Raw genomic sequence first — 27,000 nt, forward strand, 5'->3', positions numbered from 1 at the left:
TCAAACGAGTTTTTGGTGGTCCTTGGTTGTTCCGTCTCTTGATGGTCGTGTGGAAGTTGTATGACCACTTTGACCGCTAAGCACGGCGCAGGACATTCGGACTCTAAGACTCATCAGTAGCACCCTCCTTTTTATCTACACATGCAGGAAGAGAGGAAATGCTTCACAAGGCTTTAAAGACGGTCCGCGAGGTTCACCGAATGCAACAAGGTGAGCTGGCGGAGCGCCTAGGCATATCACGCTCTCATCTATCTGAGATCGAGTCAGGAAAGAAGGCTGCGTCAGTCGAGCTTCTACACAAGTTCGCAGAAGTATTCGATGTGCCGCCTTCAACGTTCCTAAGCTTCGCCGAAGCCCTTGAAGGCTCCTCGGAGCGACGTCAGAAGAACGCCAAGAGGCTGATGAAAATCTTGGAATGGACACTGGATTCTAACGATGACGCTCCCCCGAAAAAGCGCTAACCGCTATGACATCACGTCGTCCGCGTTCTTTCGGCTACCGACCTTAAAAGCACTCGCGCGTGTGCTTCAATGGGATGGAACCCCAAGCGCCCTGCGAGCACTGTGCAAACGGCCCGATAACTTCAGCGAGTTCTACCAAACTCATCGCCGGACCGGTAAAAAACGTCTAATTCAGGCTCCAAACGCGGTCGTTAAGCCGCTTCAGAAGCGACTTAACGTACTGCTCAAGCAGATCTGCGTTCCGGACTATCTGCACTCTGGTATCCCGAAGCGCTCTCACCTCACCAATTCCGAATGCCACATGCTTGCGGAAGGCGCAACGGTGACTGTGGATGTCTCCGATTTTTACCCTAGCATCACGCGCCAACGCGTCTTCAAGCTTTTCAGAAACGTATTCCAATGCCCTGGGGATATTGCTGATGCGATGGCCGACTTGGTCTGCTACAACGGAAAGCTAGCGACCGGCTCCCCTGCCAGTGTACTGCTGTCATTTTGGGCCTGCCGTGACATGTTCGACCTGATCGCCAAGCGTGTTGCGGACCAAGGAGGCACGTTCTCGCTCTATGTGGATGACGTTGCAATCACAGGCAACACCATCGGACACGGTGACGTTCGGTGGCTGGATCGTGTCCTAAGAAGGTTCGGCTTTGCCTCGAAAGTGGAGAAAGCAAAAGTCTTTAGGAAGGCGAGCGCCAAAGTGGTTACCGGACGAGCCTTTCGCGATGGGATCAGCAGGGCGCCCAACAGGAAACACAAGGAGATGCACGAGTCTCGAAATCTGGTTAAAGGGACCAGTGCCAGCACCAAGGTCAAACGCGGGTTGGTTGGCCAACTTGAGAACATTGGCAATCTGGACCAGCAGCGCGGCAAGGCCCTGAAAGCGGAAGCTCAGAAGCTACGAAGCACTCTCCCTCCCGCACGACGCCGTCGCCGATCGGCCGCTCTGCCGACCGCTATTTCCGCGGCAGAAAAAGCATAAAGTAAAGCGCGCGGGAACGTCAAAATATCACCGTGTCCCGGAGGGTTGGCACGAAAGTCACGATACCGTAAAAGGTCCAGCAGGTCGTGGACATCTTTTTCCAGCGCCGCAGGTGGCGGAGAAGCTGCGTGAGCGCTCTCCCTCCCGCCACAGGCTCTGGGTGTTTCTGGAAGCACCCACTTTCAGACTAAGACCGGCCTAATGCCACCCCAGCAAAGCGCTCAGCTTCTCTGTCCGACGATGGACACGCGCGAGGCGCCGGTTACAGTCCAAGGCTTGACTAAGACGATGCGGCGGCACAGCCACCTCTACAAGAGGGCAGGAATCGGCTTGCTGGCCACGGCAATACGTTGAGTCCGACAAGGCGACCTGTTCGCTTGCGTTGATCCCGGCCCTGAGACACCCCCGAAGGTCATGCAACGGGCTAACGCCGCGTTCGGGCCGGACTTGGTGGGGCGCGTCTGGTCGGCCAAGCGAGTGGGAGACCCGCCAACTTATGGCTTGGATCAAGCCGTGGAAAGCAATCGATCCAGGCTCTCGAAGACCACGCCGTTCGCCGGGCAAGTGCCCCCTCCTAGAGGAAGAATTCACCATCTTTAAAATCTGTGGAGGTTATTGCTCATGCGGCGTTCCGATTCAACTGAGTGTAGCCTCCACGCGACAGGGCAGCATACCGTCAGCACCAGATGCCAGCCAGGTGAAATGTTGATCAAAATGCGCCAATATCACTTCAGATCCCGCGTAGCAAAGGTTAGGTGTGACGTGCCAGATTTCGTAGATCCGACACCTGCAATGGAATCATTTCAAAAGGTGCTCCGCGATGGGCTACAGGTGCAGCAAGGTCGTGTGGACCCTAATGTCTCCTTCTATTCCGACAGGGAAACTGGCGCACCTAGGTTCGTGTATACGTATCTGGAATCCGGAGAGCTGAACGCCTACCTCTGCTTAATCCCCTATGAGTATGAGGACGGTTCGCCGGTCTTTGCCGCAGGCTACGCCGTCCCGGTGAAGCACCGGGGCAAGGGGTTGGCGAAGAAGATTTTCGCAGCAGGCATTGAAGAGCTTAGAAACGGGCTAAGAGGTCATCCGCCCTTCTTTGTTGAGGCAATCATCGACCTAGACAACGTTGCTTCGCAGCATGTTGCGTCAGCTGTCCTGGCGGTTGAGCCAAAGCGCGTCACAGATCAAGCCTCGGGAAAGCCAGCCCTCCAATATCTCCGCAAATACGAAACAGGGAGCGATAGGGGATGATCGCTTCTTCTGTGCGATTCGGCGACGGCGCCCTACGACTCGGCGTAGCTATTCGAGAAGTTGCCTCGAAGGCGCCGCACAACTTTGTCACGCGCAGCAGGAGCCGGGCGGAAATTGGTCGATTGGCCTAGCGCCCGGCCCTGTCTTCGGCGATTCCAAGTAGCCCGTCAAAATAGGTCCAACATGCCCGCCTCCCCACTCCGTGCCTTTCGCCTGCTCCGAGCGTTTGGTGCGCTTGAGTTCGCATTGAAACAAGTCCCCGAGTTTACCGGCGCTTACTCAAACGGATCCGCCAAGGTGAATTGGCAAGGCGTAGACGCTGCACTCGAAGTGATGCAACCAGAGCTACTCACGTCGACGGTGTCTGAGGCGACCAAGCAGAAGATCCTGGGCGGGAACCGGGATCGTCCCATGGTCCAGATGGTGATCGTGCACGGAGGCCACAACATCGCCTCCTTCCGGGCCGAAGCCCTGAGCGCGTCAGACCCGAGGGCGCTGATGCAAGCCGCCCGCCGGCTTCGTAACAACCTCTTTCACGGAGGGAAGGAAGATCCACTTGAAGAGGCGTTTCCGGGCGATGACAACGAGTGGATATCGGCCGCAACCGATGTCGCCCGGGGCGTTCTTGATCTGGTCGTGAATGGAAGGCTCCGGCCCCTGCCCTGAGCAGGATTGGCTCGAAGCGACATCCCAGGGGTCAGTTCAACTCAGCCAATCGCGTCTGGTAGGCCTGCTCTATACAGGCTTGGTCGGCACATATATCCCGTACTGTCCTGCGCCACCGTCCTTGACTCGCCGTAACCTGGCCCGGGTCCATCGAGCGGGTCCGGAAGACACCAAACGCCTCTGCAGTTTGCTTGTCCAACCGGGCCAGGTCCGGATCGGCACAGATCATTTGCTCTACGGCCGACGACGCATTCCCACAGTCAAAGCTGGGCCCAGTCGAAGCGCCATCCGCCAGCGGCTCGTCCGAGTTGGGCTCTTGGTAATCGTCCGCCTTCGTCGACATCGCTGAATCATAAGCAGCATCAACGTCCACTGCCTGTGACTCTTCCACTGGGGCCGCAGCTGCGGGAGCCATGGCTTGTGTTTGGCTCCGGACATTGGAGCTGATAGCCGCTCCGATGCCAATAAGATCTCCAGGAAGCACCTGGACCTCGGCCAAGTGTTGTCCATTGACCGCCTGAGAGGTGTATTCAAGCCGTAGCTTGTAAACGTCCTGCCCAGGGTTGTTGAATGGCGCGGCCAGGTCAGCTTCGCAACTGTAGCGGCTGATCTTCTCATCAAAGCTCGTCGGATGAGCCAAAGAGATGGGAAGAACACTGCGAAGCTGCTCTGCGCTCAAGTTGGCAGCAGCACTTGCCGCCCCCAGCTCCCGCTGGATGATGCTGCGAACCAGGTCCAGGGTCATCTCATCGCCGCACTCCGGCGCTCCGGCCTTCCCGCATCCTACGAGCGCAGGAAGCAAGAACGCACTGCTTAGAACCATTTTTTTCATTGACATCCTGTCCTCGTCGCAAAGGTTGGGAAACTCCCCATTATGCGGCTATCGACCCCGTTGCGAATTTCTTTAGAGAGCTAACTTGGGGCCATCGTCATCCAACGCCGGCGGAGTCAGCCCCGCTTTTGGGGCCGATTGCGCGACTGCACGTGACTTTCCAGGGGTCGCTTCCCCGCCAGGAAATTCTTTCCGACTAACTAGCAATTCTGTGCGCGATTCCCTGCTACGTGCCCTTGCTAATTTTCACTTAACTGGTTGGCTACGATCACACACCAACCGAGGACGCACATTGCTACATCCACGAAACCAAGTCGCCGCGCTACTTCTGAGCGGCAGCTTCAATCCCACCGTCCATCGCACTCGCGAAGAGCGCTTGAAAGACATTCAAGCCGCTCTGGAGCTCGCGGAGCGCGTCCTGGGCAGGTCTTCAGGAAAAAGTCCGATCCAACCCATCGATGCTCAGTTGACCGACGACGGGCACACACCAACGACGGAGGAACCATGACTGATCCACAAACCAGAATCGCCGCGCTGGTTTTAAGCGGCACCATCGAACGAGCGGCCCGCCGTACACAGCAAGAGCGCTCAGAAGATGTTCGAGTGGCCTTGGAGATCGCCGCCGAGGTTTTGCGCCAGCGCGCAGGCGGAAACCCAGTCGACCTCATTCATGACAGGCCTCACCTTCAGCCACGGCCCGCTCCTACAACCAAGGAACGCGTCGAGGTAAAAGAGGATCTGGCTCCGTTGGACCAACTGCTCGCTGATCGGCGGGGAATCAGGCCCCCGGCCAAGCGGCCAACGACCAAGCGGCCAACGCTTCATTGAACGTCCAGAGCCCCCGCCACAGCGGGGGCTCTTCATTGCTGTCAGTGAAGCCCTGGCCGAGGCGTGGCCTGCGGCATGGATACAGTCAGCTTTGCGGGGTCTCCCGTTTCGTGAAGCGGATCCTCCAACTGATCCAGGGCTACCCTGCTGCCGGCTTCCAACTCTGCCACGGCGGCTGACAGCTGATTCGCACAGGCCTCTTCCTGACCGTCCTCGATCTTTGTACGAGCTTTTCTCAGGGCATCCAAACGCTGCTCGATTGCGGCCAAGCGACGTCCGCGACGCCGGGCCCAGGCCACCAGTGCAGCGCCTGCCGGCCGGGGCTGCTGTTCGATGAAGTCCTCCAACGACCGCTCCGCGCGCGTCAGAAGCGATGCAGCCCGTCGTTCTGCCTCCACCCGTCGCAGCCACTCCGTCGCTCGTCGCCTCACTGCGGCCAATCCCCTTAGCGCTCGGTGGATATCCTTGCGCACCCTTGTCGCCACGCTCCCGTTGCTAACGGCCAAGTCCAGGCGACCTAGAAGCAGGCGCGTGGACCGAAGCGCGCCCTCGAGACCGGCCGCCGCCACGTCACGCCAAAGTCCCCACGCGCTCTCCATCAGCGATCGCAGCGATGGTTCTGGTGTGTCGGGAAGAGTGCGAATGGCCAGAACTCCTCGCCGACCGAATCCCTTTACGTCCTCGATGTAGCTTTCACCTGATTTCGCCCCCAGCTCGACACGGTTCGGCGGCATCGATGCATGTCCGCGGGCACGGTCTGTATCCGTCGCTGCCCTCTCAAACCGTATCGCTGCCTGATGCACAGCACCCTGGTTGTCCGCAACGATGTTGGCCAGAACCTTCCCGACATCGGTCTCCACTCCCCGCCGTTCGAGCGCTGAGGCCTGCTGGCCTAAGTGGATCGTTGGGCGCCGCCCGAGAACCGCAGCTTCGACGATGTCGCCGCGCTCGAGCGCGTCCTCCGCTTGCGCTTCCAAACTTCGATGATCGACGGACACTGGGATCTCGGCAGCGGCCAGGTGCTGGTTTGTCAGCTGGGCCACCATCGCTCGGAGCCACTCCACTTCGCTACGTCCAGAGGGTCCACCGTCGAGCTCGCGCGTTTTTTCCGCAAGCCCTTCGGCGTCCAAGCGGCGCGTTGTAGCCAGGATGTGCACGTGCCAATTCAGTCCGTCGTTGCTGCCCGGCGAGTGAATGCTGGCTTGAACTGCAAAGCCATAGCGATCAACCAATGCCCGGGCGATGTCCGCCGTCAGGGCCGAGCGCTGCGGCCCGTTAAGCTCATGCGGAAGTGCAATCTCAAACTCGCGGGCCACGGTCGCGTCTTTTCGCTTCTCTGCCGCCTCGGCCGCTTGCCAGAGCTTTGCGGCGTCGAGCGACCAGTCGGGCGCCTTCAAGGGCACCACCCACCGGCTCTCGACCACGCCCCCTCTGCGGGAGTAGTCGTGTCGCGCTCCCGTACGCTCGTCGACGAGCGACAGTCCGGCCCGGTAGGCCGCGGCGGCAACGGCCGAATGGCCTTTGGCACGGGAGAAAGTTTTGACGCGGGTGTGGTAGATCGCCATGCAGAGAGCTCTAGTTCTTTGGGCTCTTTATGCCTTTGAATTTGCCGTTGGCAAGTCGCAAAGCGGCTTGGGGTTCAAGGGGCGAAGCCCTTTGCGCACGCATCACTTGTGATGCCTAAGTGCGCTTTTTGCTCTTCGCTTCCGCATCTTTCTTTCTGGTTTTCTGACGCTCTTGAAGCGCGGAAACGACGTCGCCATCAGAAGGTTGACGAACGAGAAATCATTGCTTCACTGAAAAGGACTTCACAAGGAGAAGAGCATGTCGTCCACCAATCACTACCGCGATCAGATCCAACGGGCCACCCATCGGTTGGCCCAGCTTCAAGCCAGGGAGCTTCTGGCGCATCAGCGGCAGGATGCCAGGGAGAAGGCCATCAAGCGCCGCGACGACGCCAAGCGCAGACGACAAGTGGCCGAACTCGTTTTCCTGGCCGGAGCCCAGAACCTGCCAGACAACGAGATCGTCGCAGCCCTGCAGCGGCATATGCTTACGGTGAACGAAACACGCCTCTCACCGCCCCACTGATCATCCCAGCTCACTCGTACGGCCATCAACGTCAAGGGCTGGGGCATGCACTCCAGTGCCCTGAACGCCAATGCTGAATGGGTGAAACCCTGGCCATCCCAGAGCCTCGCCCCGTCCTCGCCATGCGCGTCTCACGTGGGGCTGGCGAGCTACAATGCCCCAAAGGAAGCGCCAAAGGCAGGGGGCCATATGGCGAGAAGGAAGCAAACCGCAGGCGGCTGGATCGTCGCAATCCTGGTCGTCATAGCATTGGTACCAAAGGAAGTCTGGATCGGATTGGGGATCGTCCTTGCGGTGACCACCGCCGTTTGGCTCTGGGCGAAGTGGCAGGCAATGCGCCCGAAAAGGACACCCTCTCCCGCCAAGCCGGTCCCCGCTCCAGAGCCGACCTTGGCCGAGTTGATCAAGGCATCCGCTCTTCCATCTGAACAGGCGGCACAGAGACAGCCCCGCCCAGAAGCTGCCCAACCGGCGAGACCCGCGAATATTGAATCGGGCACGTCCTCGGGATCGGTCGGCGCTGCCGTGTCAGAAGATGCGCGCCCGGTCGGCTCTGAGGGTCGCTCGGCGCTGCCTGCGGCGCAGGCCCCGAGCAGAGCGCCCCCAGAGACTCTTTCGCCGCCCCGTCCTGGCAATTTGGAAGAGGCCAAGGCCGCGGTGAGTATGCGCCTTGCCATTGAGTCCGCCGCACGGGTGCTGACGGCCGTGGGCTCCGCGAACACTTCTACCCCCTACCCCTACCAACCTCACGAGGAACACATTGAGCGCGCGCGCCCGGGCAACCTCTCTGCGGCGAAACTTGCCGTGACCCAGCGCTTGGCCGCGACTTCGCAAGATGAGCTGGTCGAGCCTCTGATCCAGTCCGCCACAAACGCGGATACAGCCTCGGGAGAAACCTTGACGGGCACCACAGATGGGCGAGCGCACTCGGACTCAAGAGCCGCGGAGCAGACTAACCCTCCCCACACGAACGGAACCCGCGACGCAGGTGCAATGACGCCGCCGCCCCCGCTTCCATCGCGGCCTTCGCCTCCCTCCCTGCCCGATGAGCTCCGGCAGGTGACCATGGACTCCGAAAAGCCGGCAAAGCAGTACACAGTGCCCCGACCGCCCGAGGGCTGGGACAAAACCCGCTGGCTTGGCGCTCAGGACGAGATCGAGATCGGGGGCATCGTTATCCGGGGCGGCCTGTTCTACACAGGCCCGCGGCTGGCCACCCCTGGCACGCGTGAGAACGAGCCCAGCTTGGTCAATGGCGTTCTTGCCGTTGGGCGATACGGGGATTACCGGTCCACGACGCGCTACTGGGGAGGCTACGCAGACTTTGAACCCGCTGAACGCCACGCCTATCTGAAGTGGCTCGCTTCGGACCGTACCGATCCCGGCTGCGCAATCCAGTATGTTCGATTGTTCCTGTTTGGATTGGAGCGTCGCATCTTGCTGGATTCGGTGAACGATCCGGATTCCAAGCAAGACTGGCCCGCTATCAAGGCGATGCTCCGCCGTTTGTCGTCTGCTTATGCTGCTGTGCTTCCGAACGTCCACGGTCATGTCAACAGCCTGCTCGACTGGATGGCTCTGACCGAAGCAGGCGAACAGCTTTACAACGCGCCTCTTCCAGCGTTCGAACGAACTTACGAACTTCCTTTCTACATCCGCTTGGCCCTGGGGCAATGCTCCTTGGATCGAGTCCCCGTGCCCCCCGCGCTGGCCACGGCGTGGGTGCGACTCAATCCAGAGATTCCTCTGCGAACCGCCGCAACGCGTTGCACGGAAGAGTTCGATCGCCTTTTCGCTCTGCGGTATCAAGAAACGTTCGGCCCTGGAATGGTGCTGCCCAAAAACCGCACCAAGCTTAAGTTCACCCGCCGCCCCTTTAACCCGGCCCTGGACCGAACTGACGCCGGCACCAGGACTTTCGGTGACATTCCCGATGTCACCGCATTGCGAGCGCCCCTAAAGGCGCTGCAGGAACTTGTTTCTCAGTGCACGGAGGACCTCGGAGCCTTCAGCCGGCTCGTGGGCAAGAACCCTGAGGCCCGCCAATCCATTGAGGGCACCTTGCTGCTTCCGTCAGAGATCTGGCCGCTGGCCACCCGGACCGCATTGGCCGAAGTCGCTTCGGATGTTCAAACCGCCAATTTGTCGATCAAGCTGACCGACCTATTGGGAAGGCTTGGGGCAGTCGGAACCACCTTGGGCAAGGACAAAATTCGGGAACTCGCACGAGCACTGGAGCAGTCCAAGGTCGGCATGGAACCCAATGTGCTCGAAGGCGCGCGGGTGCCTGGCGAGAACGACCCGATCGTTCTCTTCCCCCTGCTTCCCGACCAAACCCATCGAACCGACGCTCAGGCCTATCAAACGGCCCAGTTGACCCTGCAACTCGCCTCGACGGTCGCTCAGTCTGATGGCACGTTCAGCGCCCACGAAGTTGAGCACCTTTCACGCGAAATCGAAAGCTGGACGCATCTGAGCGAGGGTGACCGACGGCGGCTGCGCGCGCACCTTGATCTCTTGGCGATGGCACCGCTTTCCTTGCCTACGTTGCGCAAGAAGCTGGATCCGCTCAGCGAGGACATCAAGGACGCCATCGCCGGGTCCATGGCCACCCTCGCCCAGGTCGACGGGATGGTCTCTCCAGAGGAGGTCCGGTTCTTGGAGCGCGTCTACAAAGCGCTGGGCGTGGATCCCACTCGTGTGTTCAGCGACGTCCATGCCCCACGCCCGGCCAAAGCCCCAAGCGCATTGCCCAAGGCTGCGTCTGGCGCATTCCAACTCGATCCCGACCGGATCGCTGCTCTTCAGCGGGACACAGCTCAAGTCTCCGCGTTGCTCGCCAACATTTTCACCGACGAGGAAGCGAGTCCCCCTGATCTTGCGCCGGCGGAAGCGGTGAGTGCCGAGGTGGAGAGTGCTGGTCAGTTGCTCGGGCTTGATCAGGCACACAGCGCGTTGCTGCGGCTAATGCTGTCGCGCCCCGTCTGGACCCGTGCGGAACTGGAAGATGGCGCGGCAGACATGGAGCTGATGCTCGACGGCGCGCTTGAACAAATCAACGATGCGTCGTTCGACGCTTACGACATCCCATTTTCCGACGGCGACGACCCGTTGGAGATCAACCCCGAATTCATTGAGAAGATCGAGCAATGAGCAGCCCAATCCGTTCCAAGGACCGCGATGCGGTGATCCAGTCGCTGCGCGCCGGCGTCGTTCCACGCGCCGGTCAGCATTTGATCCAGGTCGGGCGCGCCCGTGAAGTGCAAACCCTTGTCAGTGACATCGATCGGCTCGCCGATGGCGGCTCGTCCTTCCGCTTAGTGGTGGGTGAGTACGGCGCAGGCAAGACCTTTTTCTTGAACCTCGTTCGCGCCATTGCAATGGAGCGGAAGCTCGTCGTGGCCAGCGCGGATCTGAATCCCGACAGGCGGTTGCATGCTTCAGGGGGGCAGGCCCGGTCGCTCTACGCGGAGCTCATGCGGAACTTGGCCACTCGGACCAAGCCCGACGGAGGCGCCCTGCCCGGGGTGGTCGAGAAGTTCATTTCGACCGCAGTGGCCGAGTCCAAGTCGCAAGGCGTATCCACCGAGCAGGTCATTCGCGCGAAGCTCGAGCAGCTGAGCGAACTGGTGAACGGCTATGACTTTGCCGACGTGATCGCCGCTTATTGGAGAGGGTTCGAGCAAGGCAACGAGCAGCTCAAGTCCGATGCCATTCGTTGGTTGCGTGGCGAATTTGCCACCCGGACGGATGCGCGTGCAGCGCTGGGCGTCCGGACCATCGTGGACGACGCATCGGTCTACGACCAGCTCAAGCTCATGGGCCGCTTTGTTCGGCTGGCGGGCTATAGCGGCCTGCTGGTGTGCCTGGACGAACTGGTCAACCTCTACAAGTTGGCCAACGCCCAGGCCCGGAATGCAAACTACGAGCAGCTCCTGCGCATGCTCAATGACTCCCTGCAGGGCACTGCGGTTGGCCTTGGTTTTGTTCTGGGCGGCACCCCGGATTTCCTGATGGATACCCGCCGCGGCGTCTACAGCTATGAAGCTCTTCAGAGCCGCCTGGCTCAGAATACCTTTGCCACCAACGGACTGGTGGACTTCAGCGGTCCTGTGGTTCGACTGTCGAGCCTGACAGCCGAAGATTTCTACGTCCTGCTCACCAAGATTCGCCATGTCTACGCTGCCGGCGACGCGGGCAAGTATCTCTTGCCCGACGATGCCATTCACCAGTTCATGACCCATTGCGCCAATCGAATCGGCGACAGCTTCTTCCGCACCCCGCGCACGACGATCACCGCCTTTATCAACCTCTTGGCCGTCTTGGAGCAGAACCCGGGCGTGGACTGGCAGGACCTGATTGGATCGGTCGAGGTGGCAGCTGACCACGGGGGCGACGGCGAATTGGTCGTGCAAGAGGACGACGAGCTGGCGTCGTTCAGGCTCTAACGATGACTGCCTCCAGCGCCTTCCAATCGCTGCACCCTCGAATCCAGCGCTACCTCTGGACCGAACAGTGGGAGGCGCTGCGTGAGGTCCAGGAATTGGCGATTCCCCTCGTCCTGAGCGCCGACCGGGACGTGATCATCGCCGCCAGCACCGCCTCGGGAAAAACCGAGGCCGCTTTTCTTCCTGCGCTCACGCACCTTCTGAACACCGACGAAGAGGGCCTGATTGTCTACATCAGCCCCCTAAAGGCGCTCATCAACGACCAGTTTGAACGGCTGCAACGGCTTTGCGAGGACCTTGAAGTCTCCGTGTGGCCTTGGCACGGAGACATATCGGGCTCGACGAAGCAGCGATTCTTTAAGCACCCCCGTGGCGTACTCCTGATCACGCCGGAGTCCTTGGAGGCGATGCTCTGCAACCGCGGGACATCCGTTGCGGCAGCGTTCTCAAAGCTCCTCTACGTTGTCGTGGACGAACTCCATGCGTTCATTGGAAGCGAGCGCGGGAAGCAGCTTCAATCGTTGATGCACCGGATGGACGTGCTATTACGGCGGCGGACTCCCCGCCTGGGCCTGTCGGCAACCTTGGGTGACTTTTCGAGCGCCGGGGCCTTCCTACGCCCGGGTGTTGGAGCTGCCCCCGCGTTGGTCAACGCCTCATCAGCCGGAAATGATCTCCAACTGATCATCAAAGGCTACGAACAACCCGCACCTGACGCCGGGTCCGACGAGAATCCCGCGGCTCCCGCTGCGGTGGCCGAGCACCTCTACCGGGTGCTTTCAGGGACAAACAACCTGATCTTCCCCAATAGCCGAAGGGAGGTTGAACGCTACACGCACCTCCTCAACCTGCTGAGCGAGCAGGACGGCCGGCCGAGAGAGTTCTGGCCACACCATGGGAGCCTGTCCAAGGAAATACGCTCGAACACGGAAGCGGCCCTGAAACAAAAGGGTCGTCCAGCGAGCGCAATTTGCACGAACACCCTGGAACTGGGCATCGATATCGGAGCGGTGAAGAGCATCGCGCAAATTGGCCCACCACCTTCCGTGGCTAGCCTTCGCCAACGCCTTGGTCGCTCCGGGCGCCGCCGTGGAGAGCCAGCGGTGTTGCGCGGCTACGTTATCGAGGACTCAATCGACGCTGAGTCGACGTTGAAGACAAGGCTTCGACTGGACACAGTTCAGTCCACTGCTTGCGTGCTGCTATTGCTGGAGAGGTGGTTTGAACCGCCTTCGGTCAACGGCCTACACCTTTCAACGCTCGTCCAGCAGTTGCTTTCTTCCATTGCCCAATACGGCGGGCTTAAGGCAGCTCAAGCGTATCAGCTGCTCTGCGCAGATCAAGGACCGTTCCACGGCCTGTCCCAAGACGCGTTCGCAGAGTTGCTTCGCCACCTCGGCCAAGAACAGGTGCTAATTCAGGATGGCTCCGGCTTGCTGCTCCACGGCCCGGTCGGCGACAAGTTGGTCAACCACTACACCTTCTACGCCGCTTTCAGCGTCGACGAAGAGTTCCGGATCGTGGCCGCCGGCAAGGCACTAGGCACGCTCCCCGTTTCCCAACTGCTGACCGTCGGCCAGCGAATATTGTTTGGCGGCCGCACTTGGCTTGTCGAGCAGATCGACGACGCCCAAAAGACGATCTACGTGGCCGCAGCGAAGGGCGGCACCCCGCCTCTTTTCAATGGAACAGGCGGGCAGGTCCACACCCAGGTCCGTCAAAAGATGCGTGGGCTGTATCAGCAAGAGATCAAACCAGACTTCTTGGATCCCACTGCCTCTCGCTTCCTGCAGGAGGCGCAGAGCGCCTACCGTCAATTGAGCCTGGACGGGAAGGTTCTCCTCGACCAGGGCAGCGATGCCTTGCTGCTGACGTGGCTGGGAGACTCTTCAAATGAAGCCATCGCCTGCCTCCTAAACGCTCAGGGATTCACTTCTCAGGCCGGTAGGCTGGGCGTGGAAATCTCCAGGGGGACTAGAAGTCTCGATGACGTGATCAAGGTGCTCGGGCGGGTGGCAAAGATGCCATTGCCATCGCCAGAGACTCTTCTTCACTCTGCAAACAACTTGGTCACGCAGAAGTGGGACGGCCTCCTTCCTCCACGCCTTTTGCGACGCTCCTATGCATCGTTAAAGCTGGACCTGGAAGAGGCTACCGCTTGGCTCGCTCTCAGGTTCGGATAGTGTTCCAGTTCTAGCGAAGCTTCCGCATTGGCGCCTACTCGCCCCGCACGCGCCCTTCCGTTGTTAGGCCGGCTCAGAGACTAGGTTGTGGAGTCATCTGATGACCTATGACTCGACCCTCTTGTCTCAAAGAATTTTTCGCCACGCTCAATCCGCGCTATCTGCCGCTGAATATACGAATCTCCCTTGCGAATGCGAACAATCATACCCAACGGAAAGATCACGCAACCGTAGATCGCAAGAGCCCCAATTGTGACAACCACACCCAACCAGTGAAGCCCGCCGGTCGCATAGGCCAATGGCGCAACCATCGCGGCAATTGCCAGGAAGCAGAAGCACCACAGAAGCTGGGTCAGCAAGAATTGCAGGAGATTCGACCTGTCCGAAGCTAGGTGCTGAACCTTCCTCAGCTCGGCCCTGTTCATAGCAAGACCTAACTTCTCATTCCAGAAGCCGGCCTTGGCATAGGCCCATTTCGCTAGTGACGTAACGATGCTCGAGATGACAACAACAGCGAGCCCCTGTGCCAGCCAGTTTTCCATACTTTGTCTCATTCATAGAGTGTGGGTGGGCTATGGGCACCTGATGCTCCGGATTATAGTTCGATCCGTGCAATGCTTGGCCACAACTATGCCAGCCCCCAGCGTCCCTGTTCGCGGGCGCAAGGAGCCTTTAGCCTCGTTGAAAGTCGATGCCCATTTCTAACAGAGCGGCGGGTGTCGGAGAAAATTTAGTACCTTCAAGGTTGACCCTAGGAGCCGGACGCTGAAAGGCTGCGTCTCCTCTAGGACTTCGCCGCACAATGCCACGTCCATCGCCGCACTTCCCTAGCCGTTCGCCGGAACGTATCAGTCCCTTCCACGAAGACCCAGACGGCCCTTTCGTCCCGCTCGCCACCAGCTTAGGTTCCGGCGCACCTCTACCTGGTGCCGGGCTCGGAGCTCACACACCAACAGACTAGCGTCCCCATTCGCGCATTTTTTGTCGCATCAGTGGCGTGCACCGTGTCAGTGCCACTGAGCGCTTTCTCCAAGCCCTCGTCGATTACCAGAAGGCTCGGGCAACCTAATGGCATCCTTTGCACGCAGAGATCGCCGCGCAGCTCTGATCAGCTCGGCTATCCAGTTCGACGAATCCGGCCGCAGTGATAAAAGCCGACGCCACAGCGGCGTCGGCCGTTATGTCACGTTTCTGTCCTGTTGCTTTCTTGCCCCAAGAACAGCTCCGCTTTAAGTCATTTGCCGGGCTTATGCTTGTGAGGCTTCAAGCCCGGAGTATTCCCTGGGGTATCCTTGTTATCCCGTCGACGCTTATCCGGTTCTCCGGTGGACGGAGCTATTGGCTTCGGGCCAGGCTTTATCGACATAACTTGACTCCTTCATTAAGAGGGAACAGCCACACAAAGCTGCAGCATCGCACCACAACTGTCAATACACCCTAACGAGATAAAATAACTCATTCGAGATTGCCGTTGCCTGCCCTTCCCTATTCTGCCCAGAGAGGCCCGACAGCCTCAGTTCTGTTTCGCAAGTGAGATGAGGTGGCGCAGCGCACGCGCCCGATCCTGCCACGTATCCACGTTCCACGATGGATGGTAGACCCACGTCATCAGGACAGACCCTCCCGTGTAGTCCAGCGACCAGACTTCCCGAGATTCAATGTAGCGTCGCTTGCCCGCCCCTCGATTCACCTGTTGGGCGATGAAGGGCTCCAAGCCCGGTCGCGGTTCGCCGTGACGAAAGAACCGCCAAGCGGTGCGACCGAGCACTAGCACCACATCCGGCCGAAGCGCCGGCAGAATGTCTCGAACCAATACGTCCCCGCCGTCGCGCAGCGCCTGATTTCGCGGCCGGTGATTTGCCTGGGAACCTGCGAACGCCTGGGAAAGGTTCAGGAATGCCACTCGTCTCCAAGTCTCGGCGGCATCTTGGAGTCGGAAGTCCTGCCGCCCGGTAAGGATCAGATCGAGCGCCTTGAAGAAGGGTCCGTCGCGACCGTTCCGGGCGGGCAAGGCCATCTCTCGGAAATGGTCTTGAGTGAAAGGACGGGTCACTTCCAGCGAATCGCTCGCCCCCTCCCTCCGATAGTGCGACTCGCCAAGCAAGAGCACCCGCCGGCCACCCAGCCCGCCCCAGTAGAGGTCACCCCAATACGGGATGAAACGGACTTCATCGGGCCATTGATGGCCCTCGAGATTCGTTTCAGGTGGGCCGGTATACCTCTGCACAGCTTGGTTTCCCCTGGTCATAATCGCTCCTCGAACAATGCACTCCGAATAGGCCCGAACAGGGCAACACTGGCAGCTGAAGCGACTCAGTGGCCGCCCCGTGCCATCCTTTGCCCGCGCTTCGCTGGCTTCTTACCTGGCGGCAGTTTCTTCACCTTAACTTTGTCTTGATCGACGGAGATCTTGGCAAGCATGACCTCTCCAAAGCCACGCTCGAGGATGCGCGTGCATACAGACTTGAGCACAACCTTGGCGAAAAATGGCAGATGCAGTCCTGGCGCTTCAGACTGGCTTATCACACCGAACACCACCTTGTAATCTGTGACGTCACGCGGGACGTCAAACGGAAGGTCAAGCGCATGAGCCGGATCGATCTTCTCGTTGGCGAGTTGCACGAAGCTCTTGTCTGACTTAAGCAACTCGGCTGACACCAATCCCTGATTGAACAGGTGACCGAGCACGCTGGAGCTGCCGTAGTGCTTTATGTGCAATAGAGTCTTAGCCCCATAGACATCGCAGAACTCAACCTTGTCGTGCACCCCGCCCACATTTAGAAGCTTGCGGTCCATCAAACACCAGGCCCCATTGCCCTCGTCTACAAGGGCCTGGTTGTAAGCCGCCTCATCGTCGTGGTTGTAGATCGGCAGCTCTAAGGGGAACTTGGCGATGTTCGCATAGAATTCTTCGATGCTTGCGGCAAAATCATCATGGACCTCAAACCAGTTCCCTGCGGATAGGACGTAAGATTTCCCACCATCCTCCAGCTCACAGTGGATGCAACGGTAGATTTGCCAGTCCTCTACGGTCCATTGCTCCTCATCCACCGCGAATGCCTGCCGGGATCGCAAGAACTCAATGTTCGGCTCTGCATCCGGATATGCTTGCACGAGGCCAGGCAGCTGGAGATCCGAAGACATGCCTTCGTTCTTCTTGCGGGTGAACTTGAAGCCTGCGATGCGGGTCCAGTCCACCACATCCGGAATAGCAAGCCAACAACCCTCTACCCGCCCACCTTGCTGCCAAGCGATCTTTAGCTTCTCCACCAGCAGGGCATCTAGCTCGACTGCACGTTGACCCTTGGGCCTTAGCTGGCGAACCTGATCAACCCAAGGAAACTTCTCCTTGTAATCGGTGGAAGAGTAGGCCCGTAGATAGCGGCGCAGCTGCCTTCTCAGCTCCGGGATATCCGCTTTGCTGGTGAAGTTGAGGGCATCCGATCCGGACAACCGGCGCCCCATCTCAGGCGCATCGGGATAGCCAACGATGCCCCGAATAAGGTCGCGTTCGATATCGATGCCGAACTCCAACGCAGCAGATGCCTGACTGGTTTGCACACGGCTGTTTTGGTCATCCACGAAGGCGCGCTTATCCACACTACGTAGAGCATCCTGCCGCACGGAGTTCAGTGTTACGAGCAGCCCAAACCGCTCTTCAAAAGCCTCGGGCTTTAGTAGATGCCTTCCTTGACCAAACGTAACGGCGAAAAGGCGCTTGTCCACGGGGACGATGAGGACCGCTGCGGAGGACTGGACATGTCCAAGCTTCTTCTTGTCCACAAAGGGCGTGAACAAAGGAGACCACTTCGGCTCCCGTGGTGCCGTCGGCTTTACGAACAGTGTCCCGTAGTGGGACGCACCATCGACTATAGGAATGCCAGCGACCTGGACGGCGATCGCATCGCAGTCCGTCTTGATGTCCTCACGCAGCAAGTAGACCGTGTAATTGTTCATACCCCTCCCTTGGACAAACAATTCGACTTTCGTGCCACCACTCGTGGCCAGGCGACCAATGTCACTGATTACTTAGATCAGCCCATTCGCCCGCCGGAACACTTAAGACGCGTTACACACAAATCTTCTTACCTGAGAGCTTTGCAAGCGATCTAGACCCGATTGCCACGCCTAGTTCACTCCACTCCCGCGCGACCGGGGCTTCCCGTTTTTGCAGGGGCGCACCTTGCGAATCAATCACGATCACCTCTCCCAGCCCCAAGGCACGCACTGACACCTCGACACGGGACAAGTCCCCAACCACGACCCACGTCAACCTGCCGGCGGACCTCGCAATCCCGCGCTGAATCTCCGCCATGGCGTCTGCCGCCCGCCGGGACTGCTTGTGACTCTCAACACCACATGCCGGAGAACCGGCCTCACCCCTGCCTTTCCCCGTGCAGCGCAGCAGCTGCTGACTCGATCTTAACGCCCAAACTGCTCGCAGTGCTTGGAGACCATCGCTTGATACTCCGCCATAGGCGTCAGGCCCATTTGAGCACAACGTTCCTCAAGTTTCTCAGGTGCCTCGACCGTGCGGGCACCCAACGCCCCTTATCCGCACAACGCCCCTGCGTTCCATAGCGCTGGAGGTCGTGGGTGCGGTCCTAAAGGTAGGCGCAACTGGACGCTTTGATCTGCCCAGTGGCTACCAAGGGCTCCATGGCTTCCGCAACAGAGCGCTGGAACGCCAGATCCTTCTCGGCATGCTGGGCCATCAGCCAGGCCGCGTCCGCCCCGTCCTGGCCCACCTGCGCCACGGTCGGCCAGCCATGGGCCGCAACGATCGCCTTCAGCCGAGCGGTGTGTACCGCATCGACAGCACTGAGCACCCTCTCCTCACCCTCGGTGGTCAGCGGGAGGTCCCGCACCGCCTGATCGGAATCCTTCATCCGCAGGAGCTGACCGCGCAGCTCGGGGTCAGTGGGCGTCCCACCGCTGGCAGCCAGCGGCGCGAAGAGGATCGCAATCACTAACAATGGACAGAGTCGTCGCGCCACAGCTCCACTTCCAAGGTAATTTCTCAGCCATCAATTGGCCGCACCGTTTAACAGCCGTACAGAACTAAACTAACCTCTCAGAGGGAGCTGTTAGCTTGTAGAAATTAAACAGTACAGTAATGACTGCAATTCAACACTACTTATATCCACGCAAACCATTGATTTTCAAGAACTAAAGCACGCAACTTCCTGCGTAATTTTCTTTTCCTGAAGAAGCAGTAATGGGCGCTCACAATAGATGCCTACGGTCGGTACGCAGCCGACCCATTTCCATTGACGATTGCTGAGGCTGGTTTATCTGTACTTCCATCGAAACGATGGAAACCCGCAATGCCGCCGACTCAGCCCTCTAACCCCCTCCAATCCTACTTGGACGACCCCAGCGGCTCGCTGGAGATGTCCGACATTCGCATCGGCAGGTTTCGGATCGGAAAGCTGGTGGTCACCAACCGAGAGGCCGCGATTCAGGCCCAAGAGATTCTCAATGCCGCGTATGAGCGCACCCGCCGCGCACGCTCCACGAACAATGGCACCCGATATCCCGAGCCGCTGCCTGTCGCCACACCCGGACGGTCACTCTCCGTAGAGATTGACGACTACATCCGCAATCGAGGCGACTACAGCTGCCTGGCCAGAGAAACGGTCGACGCGACCTCTCGAACCCTACGGCTGCTTCTAATGACGTGCGGTGACATCCCTGTCACCCGCATCGACCACGCTCATATCTACAAGTTGTGGGACCTCATTCGCTGGGCCCCAGACCGTCTGCTGTCCGACCCTGAGTACCGCAGGTTTACCTACGACCAAGCGGTCGCGCGCGGGAAGCAACTCAACGTGTCTCCGCCCGCCCCAGCCACGCTTGAGAAGCACCGGCGCTTCCTATCGACCTTCTTCAAAAAGCTTGAGAAATCGAAGGCCATCGGCGCCTCGCCGATGGTCGCCTTCGACGAGATCAAGAAAGACTTGGTCGTGGATCCGAACAAGCCCGAGCGCCTTTTTGACGATGCAGAACTCAGGCGCATCTTCGACCTGGAGACATATGTTCCTTGGGCTAGCAAGTACCCTCACCGCTGGTGGATTCCCATCCTTGGCCTCTGCACGGGAGCACGCATCAACGAGATCGCCCAGCTCAAACTGGCGGACGTGGTGCAGGAGGCCGGCGTCTGGTGCATCCGGATCCAGAAGACTGTCGATCCCGACCTTGCGCACAAGACCCGCGATCGGAGCCGGCAACGCCTGAAGGGAAAGGCAGCCATTCGGACCCTCCCCATCCCCGCCCCGGTGGTCGACGCAGGCTTCCTAGATTTTGTGGCAGATATTCGCGCGTGCGGCCATCCTCGATTGTTCCCCCACCTCACCGCCGGCGTGAACCGCAAGACGGGTGAATCGAACCAGCGCTACAGCCAAGCGGCGCTCAACCAGTTCAGCGCCTACCTGAAGAGCCTCGGTTTCGGAAAGGGAATCGGGCTGCACGCGTTCCGGCACACTATCGCCACAGAGCTCCATCACAAAGGCGTGCCCGACGAAGACATTGCCTTGCTGACCGGCCACAGCATCAGCAAAAGGGTCCCGGTGCTGCATGAGGCTTACTTCCACAAGAAGCCAGAGCTTGCCAGAAAGAAGCAGATCGATCTCTTGGGCCGCTACGCACCACCGGTGGAGCTGCCGCGTTACCAGCGGGGACAGTTTGCGAAACAACTAAGCGACCCAGGCAAGTTCTACCCGTAAGATCGGCAGCTGTTGCCTGGGCCTTACCGAATTTTGAAGGAGGGCTTGGGCTCCCCAGCGAGCGTTCGCATCGGATTCCATTTGGAATTACCCTAAAGCCCTCACCGCTCGGACCTAACAGATGACCATTGATGTCAGCGGCCTGTCGGCCAAAGAACTTAAAGCCCTGATTGCTCAGGCAGAAAAGCAACAAACCAAGGTTCTGAGCCGCCCCAAGGCTGCCGCGATGCGAGCCAAGATCGATCAGTATGTCAAAGACCACGGATACACGATTGAGGAGCTTTACGGAGCGGTTCCAACGGCCTCTTCCGAGACCTCCAAAAAGCGCGCCGGCCGCAAATCCACAAAGTCGGCCGGAAGCAAGGTCGCTCCCAAGTACCGCAATCCGGCCAACCCTAGCGAAACATGGTCCGGCCGTGGCCGCCAACCAAGGTGGCTGGCTGCACTGGTGCAGAAGGGCAAAGAGCCCAGTGAATTCCTGATCAAATAGTCGACAGCGTCGGGCTCCGAACGCACTCAAGGCAGGCTCGAGTCAGAGGAGAATTTCGACTTCTGGCGACTTGCAACATGGGCTACTCAGGAGCAAAGTTCACTCATCCAGGGGGGGATGAGCAATGGAACGCTCGCAATTCACTATTGATCGCGCACTGTATTCAGACGACGTCGTGGCTCGGGCCGTGCATCGCCATACCGGCGAGCTTGGTGTGGAGGTGCGCAGCCAAGGCGCCAGCCTCACCGTTGGCTTTTGGTCTCTGGACGGCTCCGACCTGCCAGAGAACCTCTGGCCCCGGTTTTCCCGAGACTTGCTGGACGAACGCCTGCGGGCGGCTGTCCGAGCAGAGACGAGCGGGCTGCAGCAGGAGCTGCTTCGCGCAGCGCTAAACCAGGCACAGCCGCTGGTCTCCCATGTCGAGGTTTAGGTCCGCGGAGGCTTTCGCCGGCCCATCGGCTTACCAATTGCTGCCCCTACGGTTCCGGCGCCTGCCTTGGGATCACGACCGGGCATTTGTCTCCTCCATGGCGGGCGACTGGCTCCTGATGCAGATGGAGGACGTACAGTGCCTGGTGGCCCACCAGTTGCCGACCAACTCAGCCCTCTTTGCAGATTTGGAAGCCCGGCACCTGGCCATCGCCGGGACCGACCGAAGCAGCTTGGCGCCCCTACTTAGTCAAATTCGCAGCCGAAAGTCCTACCTGATGGGGGGACCCGCTCTCCACATCTTCGTGGTGTCGCTGCGTTGCCACCACACCTGCAACTATTGCCAAGTGTCCCGGCAGGAAACGAGCGCCACGGCGTTCGACATGGAACGTGCGCATGCCGAACAGGCGGTGGAACGGTTGTTCGAATGGCCGAGCCAAGAACTGACGATCGAGTTCCAAGGGGGTGAGCCCCTGCTGAATTTTGAGCAAGTGAAGGCCATCACCCGGCGGATCGTCGAGCGCAATCGGAGCGCCCGACGCACCCTGCGCTTCGTGCTGGCATCCACTCTGCATGACCTCACCGACGACCAGCTGGCGTTTCTGACCGAACATCGCTTCAAGCTGTCTACGTCACTGGACGGTCCCGAATGGCTTCACAACGCCAACCGCCCCCGGCCCGGCCGCGACAGCTACCGGCGGACTGTGGAGGGGATTGAACGCGGGCGCCGTTGGCTCGGAGACGATGGCGTCTCGGCGCTGACGACGCTGACCCGCCAGAGCCTCGAGGTTCCTGAGGCCATCATCGACGAATACCGGAAGCTGGGTTTCCACAGCATCTCCTTGCGTCCATTAAGCCCCTACGGGTTCGCCACCAAGACGGCCCGCCGCACCGGCTACCCCACGGAAGACTTCCTGGCCTTCTACCGACGCGCATTCGACCACTTGCTGTCGGTGAACCTGGCCGGCTACGCCATGGAAGAGTCCTACGCGTCTCTCCTCCTCTCCCAGCTCTTCACGTCCTTCGGGCACGGCTACGTCGATCTCCGATCGCCCTCCGGAGCCGGGTTGGGCGCCGTCATCTACGACCACGACGGGCGGGTCTATCCGTCGGACGAGGCACGCATGCTGGCCGCAATGGGGGACGATGCCTTTGCCTTGGGCCACGTCAGCCAACCGGTCAGCCAATGGCTGTCCTCGCCCGCCATGGCCCGCTTGCTGGACGCCGGGGTCGCCGAGGCCCTACCCACGTGCTCCGACTGCGCGTTTGTGCCGATGTGCGGCGCCGATCCGATCGAGCACTACGCCCGCCAGGGGGATCCCATCGGCCATCGGCCCAGCAGCGACTTCTGCCAACGGAACATGGGGCTCTTTGATTTTCTGCTGGAACGATACGAGAAGGCTGACCGGAACATCCAAGCGTTGATGCGCTCTTGGGCCAATCCGAAGCCATCGGTAGAGGACGCCGTCCATGCTGCCGCTTGAAACCAGAGCCGAGCTGGCTCCGTCGGCGAAGGCCAGCCTGCTCAAGGTCGTGTCGCTGGCAGAGTTTGCCCAATCAGCACTTCCCTTCGAGCGCTTGGCCCTGGACCTGCGGGACGTCCCAGCGGACCACGCCAGCAATGAGCTGCTAAACCTGCCTTGGGGTGCAGTCTTGCCCTCGAGCGGGTTGCGCTCACCCGGTAAGGCCCCTCTCGTTCACTTGGAAGGTCCGCTGGGTGTTTGCAAGCCTGGAGACGTGGTGGAGCTCAATCCCCTGCAGAAGAAGGTGGCGATCCGATATCGGCGTGGAGACACCGGCAATGTGTTGTTCGCCACCGAGCGCTGCAACAGCTACTGCCTGATGTGCTCTCAGCCGCCCCGAGACGTTCAAGACGATTGGCGGGTGAGGCACCTCCTGGACCTGATCGACCTCATCGATCCGGAGGAACCTTCGCTGGCGATCAGCGGCGGGGAACCGACCCTGCTGGGTGACGGGTTGGTCGACGTGGTGGCCAAATGCGCGCAAGTGCTGCCCAACACCCACCTGCACATCCTGTCCAACGGCCGACTGCGTGAGCCCGGCCTGCACGCGAAATTTGCGGGCCTCCATCCCAACCTGAGCTGGGGCATTCCGCTTTACGGCGACCGCTATGCCCTGCACGACTACGTGGTGCAAAGCGAGGGGGCGTTCGCTCAGACCCTTCGTGGACTTTACGCATTGGAAGCCGCCCAGCAGCGGGTGGAGATCCGAGTCGTGTTGGTCAAACCCACGGTGGAGCGGTTGATCCAGCTGGCGCGCTACATCTGGCGCAACCTACCCTTCGTCGAACACGTCGCACTGATGGGCATCGAGCCCATCGGCTTTGCCAAAGCGCATCAGCGTGAGCTTTGGGCCGATCCAGCGGACTACGGTGACGTCCTGTCCGAAGCGGTAGGGCTGCTGGCCGAGGGCGGAATTCCGGTCTCGCTCTACAACCTGCCCTTGTGCGCGTTGGACCGATCGCTTTGGCCCTACGCCGTGCAGAGCATTTCGCCTTGGAAGAACGACTACCTACCCGCCTGCGAAACCTGCTCGGTTCGACAGCGGTGCGGCGGCTTCTTCTCGTGGGTCACACCGGCTTGGACCAGCCGGTCCATCTCTCCTGTCCTGGAAACCTGATCATGTCCAACGCACTTATGATCGTCGGCGCCGCCACCTTGGGAACCCTGGGCACGGAGCCGCCCAAGGGCCAGTCCGAACTTTCCAGGCTCTCCGAGTTGGACGGGAAATACGCGACCGTCCTGAGCACCTCGTTGAATGCAGGCCGGCACAACCTGTATGCAGGGCACCGCAGCCACAGCTCTCACCGATCACACAGTTCCCATCGATCCCATTCGTCCGGGTCGGGAAGCTCGTATCGCTCCTACACCCCGCCACCGGCGACCTATACCCCACCGCCCACCCGCTACACCGCGCCAGCAGCACCGGTTGCCCCAGCAGCCCCGCGAACCACTGGCACGGGCAGCAGTGGCGGCAGCCATTTGAATAGCTACCCGACCCAGAATCTGGATCCAGCCACCCGAGCAAACTCGAGATCCACGAACAACCTGACCTTGGAGCCCGGCACATACGACAAGCCGGTCACGGAGGGACGGGACGCCGATGCGCTCAAGCTGCTGATCATGCGTGTCCAGGCAGCGCTCTATTCCAAGGGCTACGATCCAGGTGCCATCGACGGGGTCCTCACTCCTGAGACCCAATCGGCGCTGCGAATGTTCCAATTGGCCCACGGCATCCGGGCGACCGGAACGATGACGACTCCCACCCTGGACGCGCTTGGCGTGCGGATCTAGCCCTCAACACCTTTAATCCCGCGACTGCGGGAGGCCAAAAAGCGACCGGCCTCCAGAAGAGTGAGACACCCGTGGCATTTAAGGACCGAATCGCGAACGGCTCGACACATCTGTAGATCCGCTCCTATGTAGAACTTGCGCAGCTTTGCGCACATGGTTAGATGCTTCCATCTTTAAGGGGAGCAGAGACCATGGACCACAATTACAACAACAAGCAGCACAGAGGCTCGGAGCACGACTGGCAACAGGCCATCGATGCCCTTCCGATTTTGATCGTCGAACGGAACCAAGCTTCCATCATGAGCACCGATGCGTTGATCGCTGCGGCCAAAACGGGCCTCCGGGACGCTTGCGAGAACTACCGGACGGCTTTGATCGAGCATCGTAGGACGTAGGCGGCCATCGTCGCCGGCATCTTTCGCGAACCGCTGAAAGGGGAACTTGCCCCCTTTGATGGTTGTCAGGAGCTCCCGGCCCGCCCTACAGGCTGGTGGCGCGCCACACGCGCCCGATCAACCCGCCCACCAGTGGCGCAATCGGGAAGACGGTGTAGAGGGCGGCCAACGCCAGCGGCGGGACGGAAACGAAGAAATTGCGTTCCGATTCAATCAGACCAGGGTAGAAGATCCCCACCCCGATGCTTCCGATCTGCACGGCCACCACAACCAACGTGCCCATCAATGCCCCCTTCCAAAAGCCCCCGCGCTTCGGTTCCAGGAAGGGGTTGGCCGCCCTGGCTGCCCTAACGCGCGCCGCCCGCCAGTTCAGCACGTAAAGCAGCAGGAGGAGCGCCAGCACGCCAACGCCAGCCGAGAACGCCGCCACAGCCTGCCAAGCAAGCCCCAGCTCTCCAGAAATTTCTGCACCGCCTGCGAAGGCGAGGAGGCCAGCGCCGCCCAGGAGGACCGTTGCGGGTGCGAGCAAGCCCCACTGCATATGGGACGTGGTTGAGTGAGAGCGGGCATGGGCATTCATGGAACCTCCAAATGAGCGAGACCTTGGGCGGGTTGCAGGGGCCGGTTAAGGCTTCTTCTGAGCGTCGATGAGCACCCACTGCGCTGCCCGCTTTTCAAACACCAGATCTGCCCGGGCAGGCACAGGTGTAGGAGCCTCCTTCAGTTGGCGACCGCCTTGGAAACCGATCACATCGAGGGTGCCGCGGGTGACGCACGTCGTTCGCTCGGGCCCGCTCTGATTGCAATCGACGTTCAGGTCATCCCAGCCACGCACTTCCACGCGCTGCCCCAGCTCGGCCACCAAGTTCGCTTTCAAATACTGCTCATAACCCTTCGCCACCTGCTCCACCGACGGCCCCTGGTCGGCCTTGCTGCATGCAGCTAAGACGACAGCGGCTACTGCAGCGGCCACGATTCCACGCTTCATGCACCTTCTCCTTGGTTCTTGGTGACGTCCACTTCGATCGTTTCGTTCCGGTAGCCCAAGCTCACCCTCTCAACGGTCACGTCCATCTTGGGCTCCGTGCCGTCGACCCAAACCCGATTGACCGAGAACACCACGCGGTCGTCCTGGAAAGAGCGCCCTTGCCGCGCGAGGTTGGCTGCTTCAGCGGGGTCCATCCGGATCAGCAACCGGTAGCGCCCCGCGTTCGGAGGGCTGGACACGCCGATGGGCGTCTTATGGATCCAGGGGACGAAGTTCTTTCCGGTGACACTCAAGCCAGCAACCGAGATCTGCGGCATCGGCACGAACACTTCCATGACGCCCCGATCCGGGTTGTAACTGACCCCACCCAGCGCTTTGAAGTTCGGGCGGACGGCATACCGCCGAATCCCTTTGAACCGCTCCAGCCGGGCGTCGAAAGCAGGCCCGAAGCGCTGCTCGATCACCGCCGCAGAGGGCTCCGCCACTTTGCTACCCGTCGTCCTCTTTGCGGCCACCCACGCTTGCCGCAAGCACCACTGCCGTTTGTCAGGCCGCAACTGGTAGGCGGAATGGGCCATGGCCAGCAGGCCCATGTCGCACATGTCGATCCCTTGCGCGCCCGTGGAGGACAGCCCTTCGCGCAGGTGCTGAGCACCCTCAAGGGTGTCCCCGTCCAGGTCCCAGTAGATGCCGGCCGGCTCGGCGTACAGGGGATGGGATACCTTGGCCTGTGATCCGGACTTTCCAGAAAGGGCCCCTCCAATCTGCCGTAGCAAACCCGATGGGGTCATGGATTGGGCGCTGGCGCCCGTCGATACGGCCAGCGCGAGCGCGCCAGCCAGAACTGCCCCGTTCTTCATACAGCCCCTCGTTCCTTTGGATGGACTTGCCACATGCTTACGTGGCACGTAGAGTCTACC

24 protein-coding genes are annotated in these 27,000 nt (G+C 60.2%); 14 read left to right on the forward strand and 10 right to left on the reverse strand.

Going from position 1 to position 27,000, the window contains the following annotated elements; all coding sequences use genetic code 11:
• The first annotated feature begins 435 nt into the window (after window positions 1-435).
• From JLDANKMP_RS02540 to JLDANKMP_RS02550, 3 genes are all read left to right on the forward strand, one after another.
• The gene (locus JLDANKMP_RS02540) at window positions 436-1,440 is read left to right on the forward strand and encodes a reverse transcriptase family protein (protein WP_212560445.1); all 1,005 of its coding nucleotides are present in this window, start codon (window positions 436-438) and stop codon (window positions 1,438-1,440) included.
• Between the two features lie 702 nt (window positions 1,441-2,142).
• Window positions 2,143-2,691, forward strand: coding sequence for a GNAT family N-acetyltransferase (locus tag JLDANKMP_RS02545; protein ID WP_212560446.1), 549 nt, complete (start codon window positions 2,143-2,145; stop codon window positions 2,689-2,691).
• Between the two features lie 246 nt (window positions 2,692-2,937).
• Entirely contained in the window at window positions 2,938-3,357 is a 420-nt protein-coding gene (locus JLDANKMP_RS02550; protein WP_249336774.1) for a hypothetical protein, read from the forward strand.
• 31 nt (window positions 3,358-3,388) lie between these two features.
• Here the strand turns inward: JLDANKMP_RS02550 and JLDANKMP_RS02555 are convergent, their stop codons facing one another.
• The 3 genes from JLDANKMP_RS02555 to mobQ all read right to left on the reverse strand — a co-directional run bounded on the left by JLDANKMP_RS02555 (window position 3,389) and on the right by mobQ (window position 6,582).
• Window positions 3,389-4,102: a hypothetical protein gene (locus JLDANKMP_RS02555; protein WP_212560448.1), complete on the reverse strand. Its 714-nt coding sequence runs from the start codon at window positions 4,100-4,102 to the stop codon at window positions 3,389-3,391.
• 675 nt (window positions 4,103-4,777) lie between these two features.
• Window positions 4,778-5,014, reverse strand: coding sequence for a hypothetical protein (locus JLDANKMP_RS02560; protein WP_065183082.1), 237 nt, complete (start codon window positions 5,012-5,014; stop codon window positions 4,778-4,780).
• A gap of 44 nt (window positions 5,015-5,058) precedes the next feature.
• Window positions 5,059-6,582: a MobQ family relaxase gene (mobQ, locus tag JLDANKMP_RS02565; RefSeq protein WP_212560449.1), complete on the reverse strand. Its 1,524-nt coding sequence runs from the start codon at window positions 6,580-6,582 to the stop codon at window positions 5,059-5,061.
• A gap of 259 nt (window positions 6,583-6,841) precedes the next feature.
• On the opposite strand from mobQ, the gene JLDANKMP_RS02570 reads away from it, so the two are divergent.
• The 4 genes from JLDANKMP_RS02570 to JLDANKMP_RS02585 all read left to right on the forward strand — a co-directional run bounded on the left by JLDANKMP_RS02570 (window position 6,842) and on the right by JLDANKMP_RS02585 (window position 13,739).
• The gene (locus tag JLDANKMP_RS02570) at window positions 6,842-7,108 is read left to right on the forward strand and encodes a hypothetical protein (RefSeq protein WP_212560450.1); all 267 of its coding nucleotides are present in this window, start codon (window positions 6,842-6,844) and stop codon (window positions 7,106-7,108) included.
• Window positions 7,109-7,297: 189 nt separating this feature from the next.
• Complete coding sequence (locus JLDANKMP_RS02575) at window positions 7,298-10,261, forward strand: TerB N-terminal domain-containing protein (protein ID WP_212560451.1); 2,964 nt, start codon at window positions 7,298-7,300, stop codon at window positions 10,259-10,261.
• Window positions 10,258-11,556: an ATP-binding protein gene (locus JLDANKMP_RS02580; protein WP_212560452.1), complete on the forward strand. Its 1,299-nt coding sequence runs from the start codon at window positions 10,258-10,260 to the stop codon at window positions 11,554-11,556. The genes JLDANKMP_RS02575 and JLDANKMP_RS02580 overlap by 4 nt, the downstream gene beginning before the upstream one ends.
• A gap of 2 nt (window positions 11,557-11,558) precedes the next feature.
• Complete coding sequence (locus tag JLDANKMP_RS02585; protein ID WP_212560453.1) at window positions 11,559-13,739, forward strand: DEAD/DEAH box helicase; 2,181 nt, start codon at window positions 11,559-11,561, stop codon at window positions 13,737-13,739.
• Between the two features lie 80 nt (window positions 13,740-13,819).
• Here the strand turns inward: JLDANKMP_RS02585 and JLDANKMP_RS02590 are convergent, their stop codons facing one another.
• From JLDANKMP_RS02590 to JLDANKMP_RS02605, 4 genes are all read right to left on the reverse strand, one after another.
• Complete coding sequence (locus JLDANKMP_RS02590) at window positions 13,820-14,281, reverse strand: hypothetical protein (RefSeq protein WP_212560454.1); 462 nt, start codon at window positions 14,279-14,281, stop codon at window positions 13,820-13,822.
• A gap of 971 nt (window positions 14,282-15,252) precedes the next feature.
• Window positions 15,253-15,987: a uracil-DNA glycosylase family protein gene (locus JLDANKMP_RS02595; protein WP_212560455.1), complete on the reverse strand. Its 735-nt coding sequence runs from the start codon at window positions 15,985-15,987 to the stop codon at window positions 15,253-15,255.
• A gap of 65 nt (window positions 15,988-16,052) precedes the next feature.
• Window positions 16,053-17,696 carry a DUF6119 family protein gene (locus JLDANKMP_RS02600; RefSeq protein WP_212560456.1) on the reverse strand — a complete coding sequence of 548 codons (1,644 nt, stop codon included), beginning with the start codon at window positions 17,694-17,696 and terminating at the stop codon, window positions 16,053-16,055.
• A gap of 647 nt (window positions 17,697-18,343) precedes the next feature.
• Window positions 18,344-18,709: a DUF6624 domain-containing protein gene (locus JLDANKMP_RS02605; protein WP_212560457.1), complete on the reverse strand. Its 366-nt coding sequence runs from the start codon at window positions 18,707-18,709 to the stop codon at window positions 18,344-18,346.
• Between the two features lie 357 nt (window positions 18,710-19,066).
• Between JLDANKMP_RS02605 and JLDANKMP_RS02610 the strand changes: the two genes are divergently transcribed.
• The 7 genes from JLDANKMP_RS02610 (at window position 19,067) to JLDANKMP_RS02640 (ending at window position 25,092) form a co-directional block, all read left to right on the forward strand.
• A complete protein-coding gene (locus tag JLDANKMP_RS02610; protein WP_212560458.1) occupies window positions 19,067-20,464 on the forward strand; it encodes a site-specific integrase in 1,398 nt (465 codons plus the stop codon).
• A 121-nt stretch (window positions 20,465-20,585) separates the two neighbouring features.
• A complete protein-coding gene (locus tag JLDANKMP_RS02615) occupies window positions 20,586-20,954 on the forward strand; it encodes an H-NS histone family protein (protein WP_212560459.1) in 369 nt (122 codons plus the stop codon).
• 124 nt (window positions 20,955-21,078) lie between these two features.
• Window positions 21,079-21,384 carry a hypothetical protein gene (locus JLDANKMP_RS02620; RefSeq protein ID WP_212560460.1) on the forward strand — a complete coding sequence of 102 codons (306 nt, stop codon included), beginning with the start codon at window positions 21,079-21,081 and terminating at the stop codon, window positions 21,382-21,384.
• Window positions 21,371-22,867 carry a His-Xaa-Ser system radical SAM maturase HxsB gene (gene hxsB / locus JLDANKMP_RS02625; RefSeq protein ID WP_212560461.1) on the forward strand — a complete coding sequence of 499 codons (1,497 nt, stop codon included), beginning with the start codon at window positions 21,371-21,373 and terminating at the stop codon, window positions 22,865-22,867. Before JLDANKMP_RS02620 ends, hxsB begins: the two co-directional genes overlap by 14 nt.
• On the forward strand, window positions 22,854-24,023 hold the full coding sequence (gene hxsC / locus JLDANKMP_RS02630) for a His-Xaa-Ser system radical SAM maturase HxsC (protein ID WP_212560462.1): 1,170 nt from the start codon (window positions 22,854-22,856) through the stop codon (window positions 24,021-24,023). The genes hxsB and hxsC overlap by 14 nt, the downstream gene beginning before the upstream one ends.
• Before the next feature lie 2 nt (window positions 24,024-24,025).
• Window positions 24,026-24,697 carry a His-Xaa-Ser repeat protein HxsA gene (gene hxsA / locus JLDANKMP_RS02635; protein ID WP_212560463.1) on the forward strand — a complete coding sequence of 224 codons (672 nt, stop codon included), beginning with the start codon at window positions 24,026-24,028 and terminating at the stop codon, window positions 24,695-24,697.
• A gap of 191 nt (window positions 24,698-24,888) precedes the next feature.
• On the forward strand, window positions 24,889-25,092 hold the full coding sequence (locus tag JLDANKMP_RS02640; protein WP_057502558.1) for a hypothetical protein: 204 nt from the start codon (window positions 24,889-24,891) through the stop codon (window positions 25,090-25,092).
• An 85-nt stretch (window positions 25,093-25,177) separates the two neighbouring features.
• On the opposite strand, the gene JLDANKMP_RS02645 is transcribed toward JLDANKMP_RS02640, so the two are convergent.
• The 3 genes from JLDANKMP_RS02645 to JLDANKMP_RS02655 are packed head-to-tail and all read right to left on the reverse strand — an operon-like array spanning window position 25,178 to window position 26,940.
• On the reverse strand, window positions 25,178-25,672 hold the full coding sequence (locus JLDANKMP_RS02645; RefSeq protein WP_249336776.1) for an ABC transporter permease: 495 nt from the start codon (window positions 25,670-25,672) through the stop codon (window positions 25,178-25,180).
• A gap of 45 nt (window positions 25,673-25,717) precedes the next feature.
• On the reverse strand, window positions 25,718-26,080 hold the full coding sequence (locus tag JLDANKMP_RS02650; protein ID WP_212560464.1) for a hypothetical protein: 363 nt from the start codon (window positions 26,078-26,080) through the stop codon (window positions 25,718-25,720).
• The gene (locus JLDANKMP_RS02655) at window positions 26,077-26,940 is read right to left on the reverse strand and encodes a hypothetical protein (RefSeq protein ID WP_212560465.1); all 864 of its coding nucleotides are present in this window, start codon (window positions 26,938-26,940) and stop codon (window positions 26,077-26,079) included. Before JLDANKMP_RS02655 ends, JLDANKMP_RS02650 begins: the two co-directional genes overlap by 4 nt.
• Between the last annotated feature and the right edge of the window lie 60 nt (window positions 26,941-27,000).

Source organism: Stenotrophomonas sp. PE591, assembly GCF_018320795.1.
Lineage (GTDB): Bacteria > Pseudomonadota > Gammaproteobacteria > Xanthomonadales > Xanthomonadaceae > Stenotrophomonas > Stenotrophomonas maltophilia.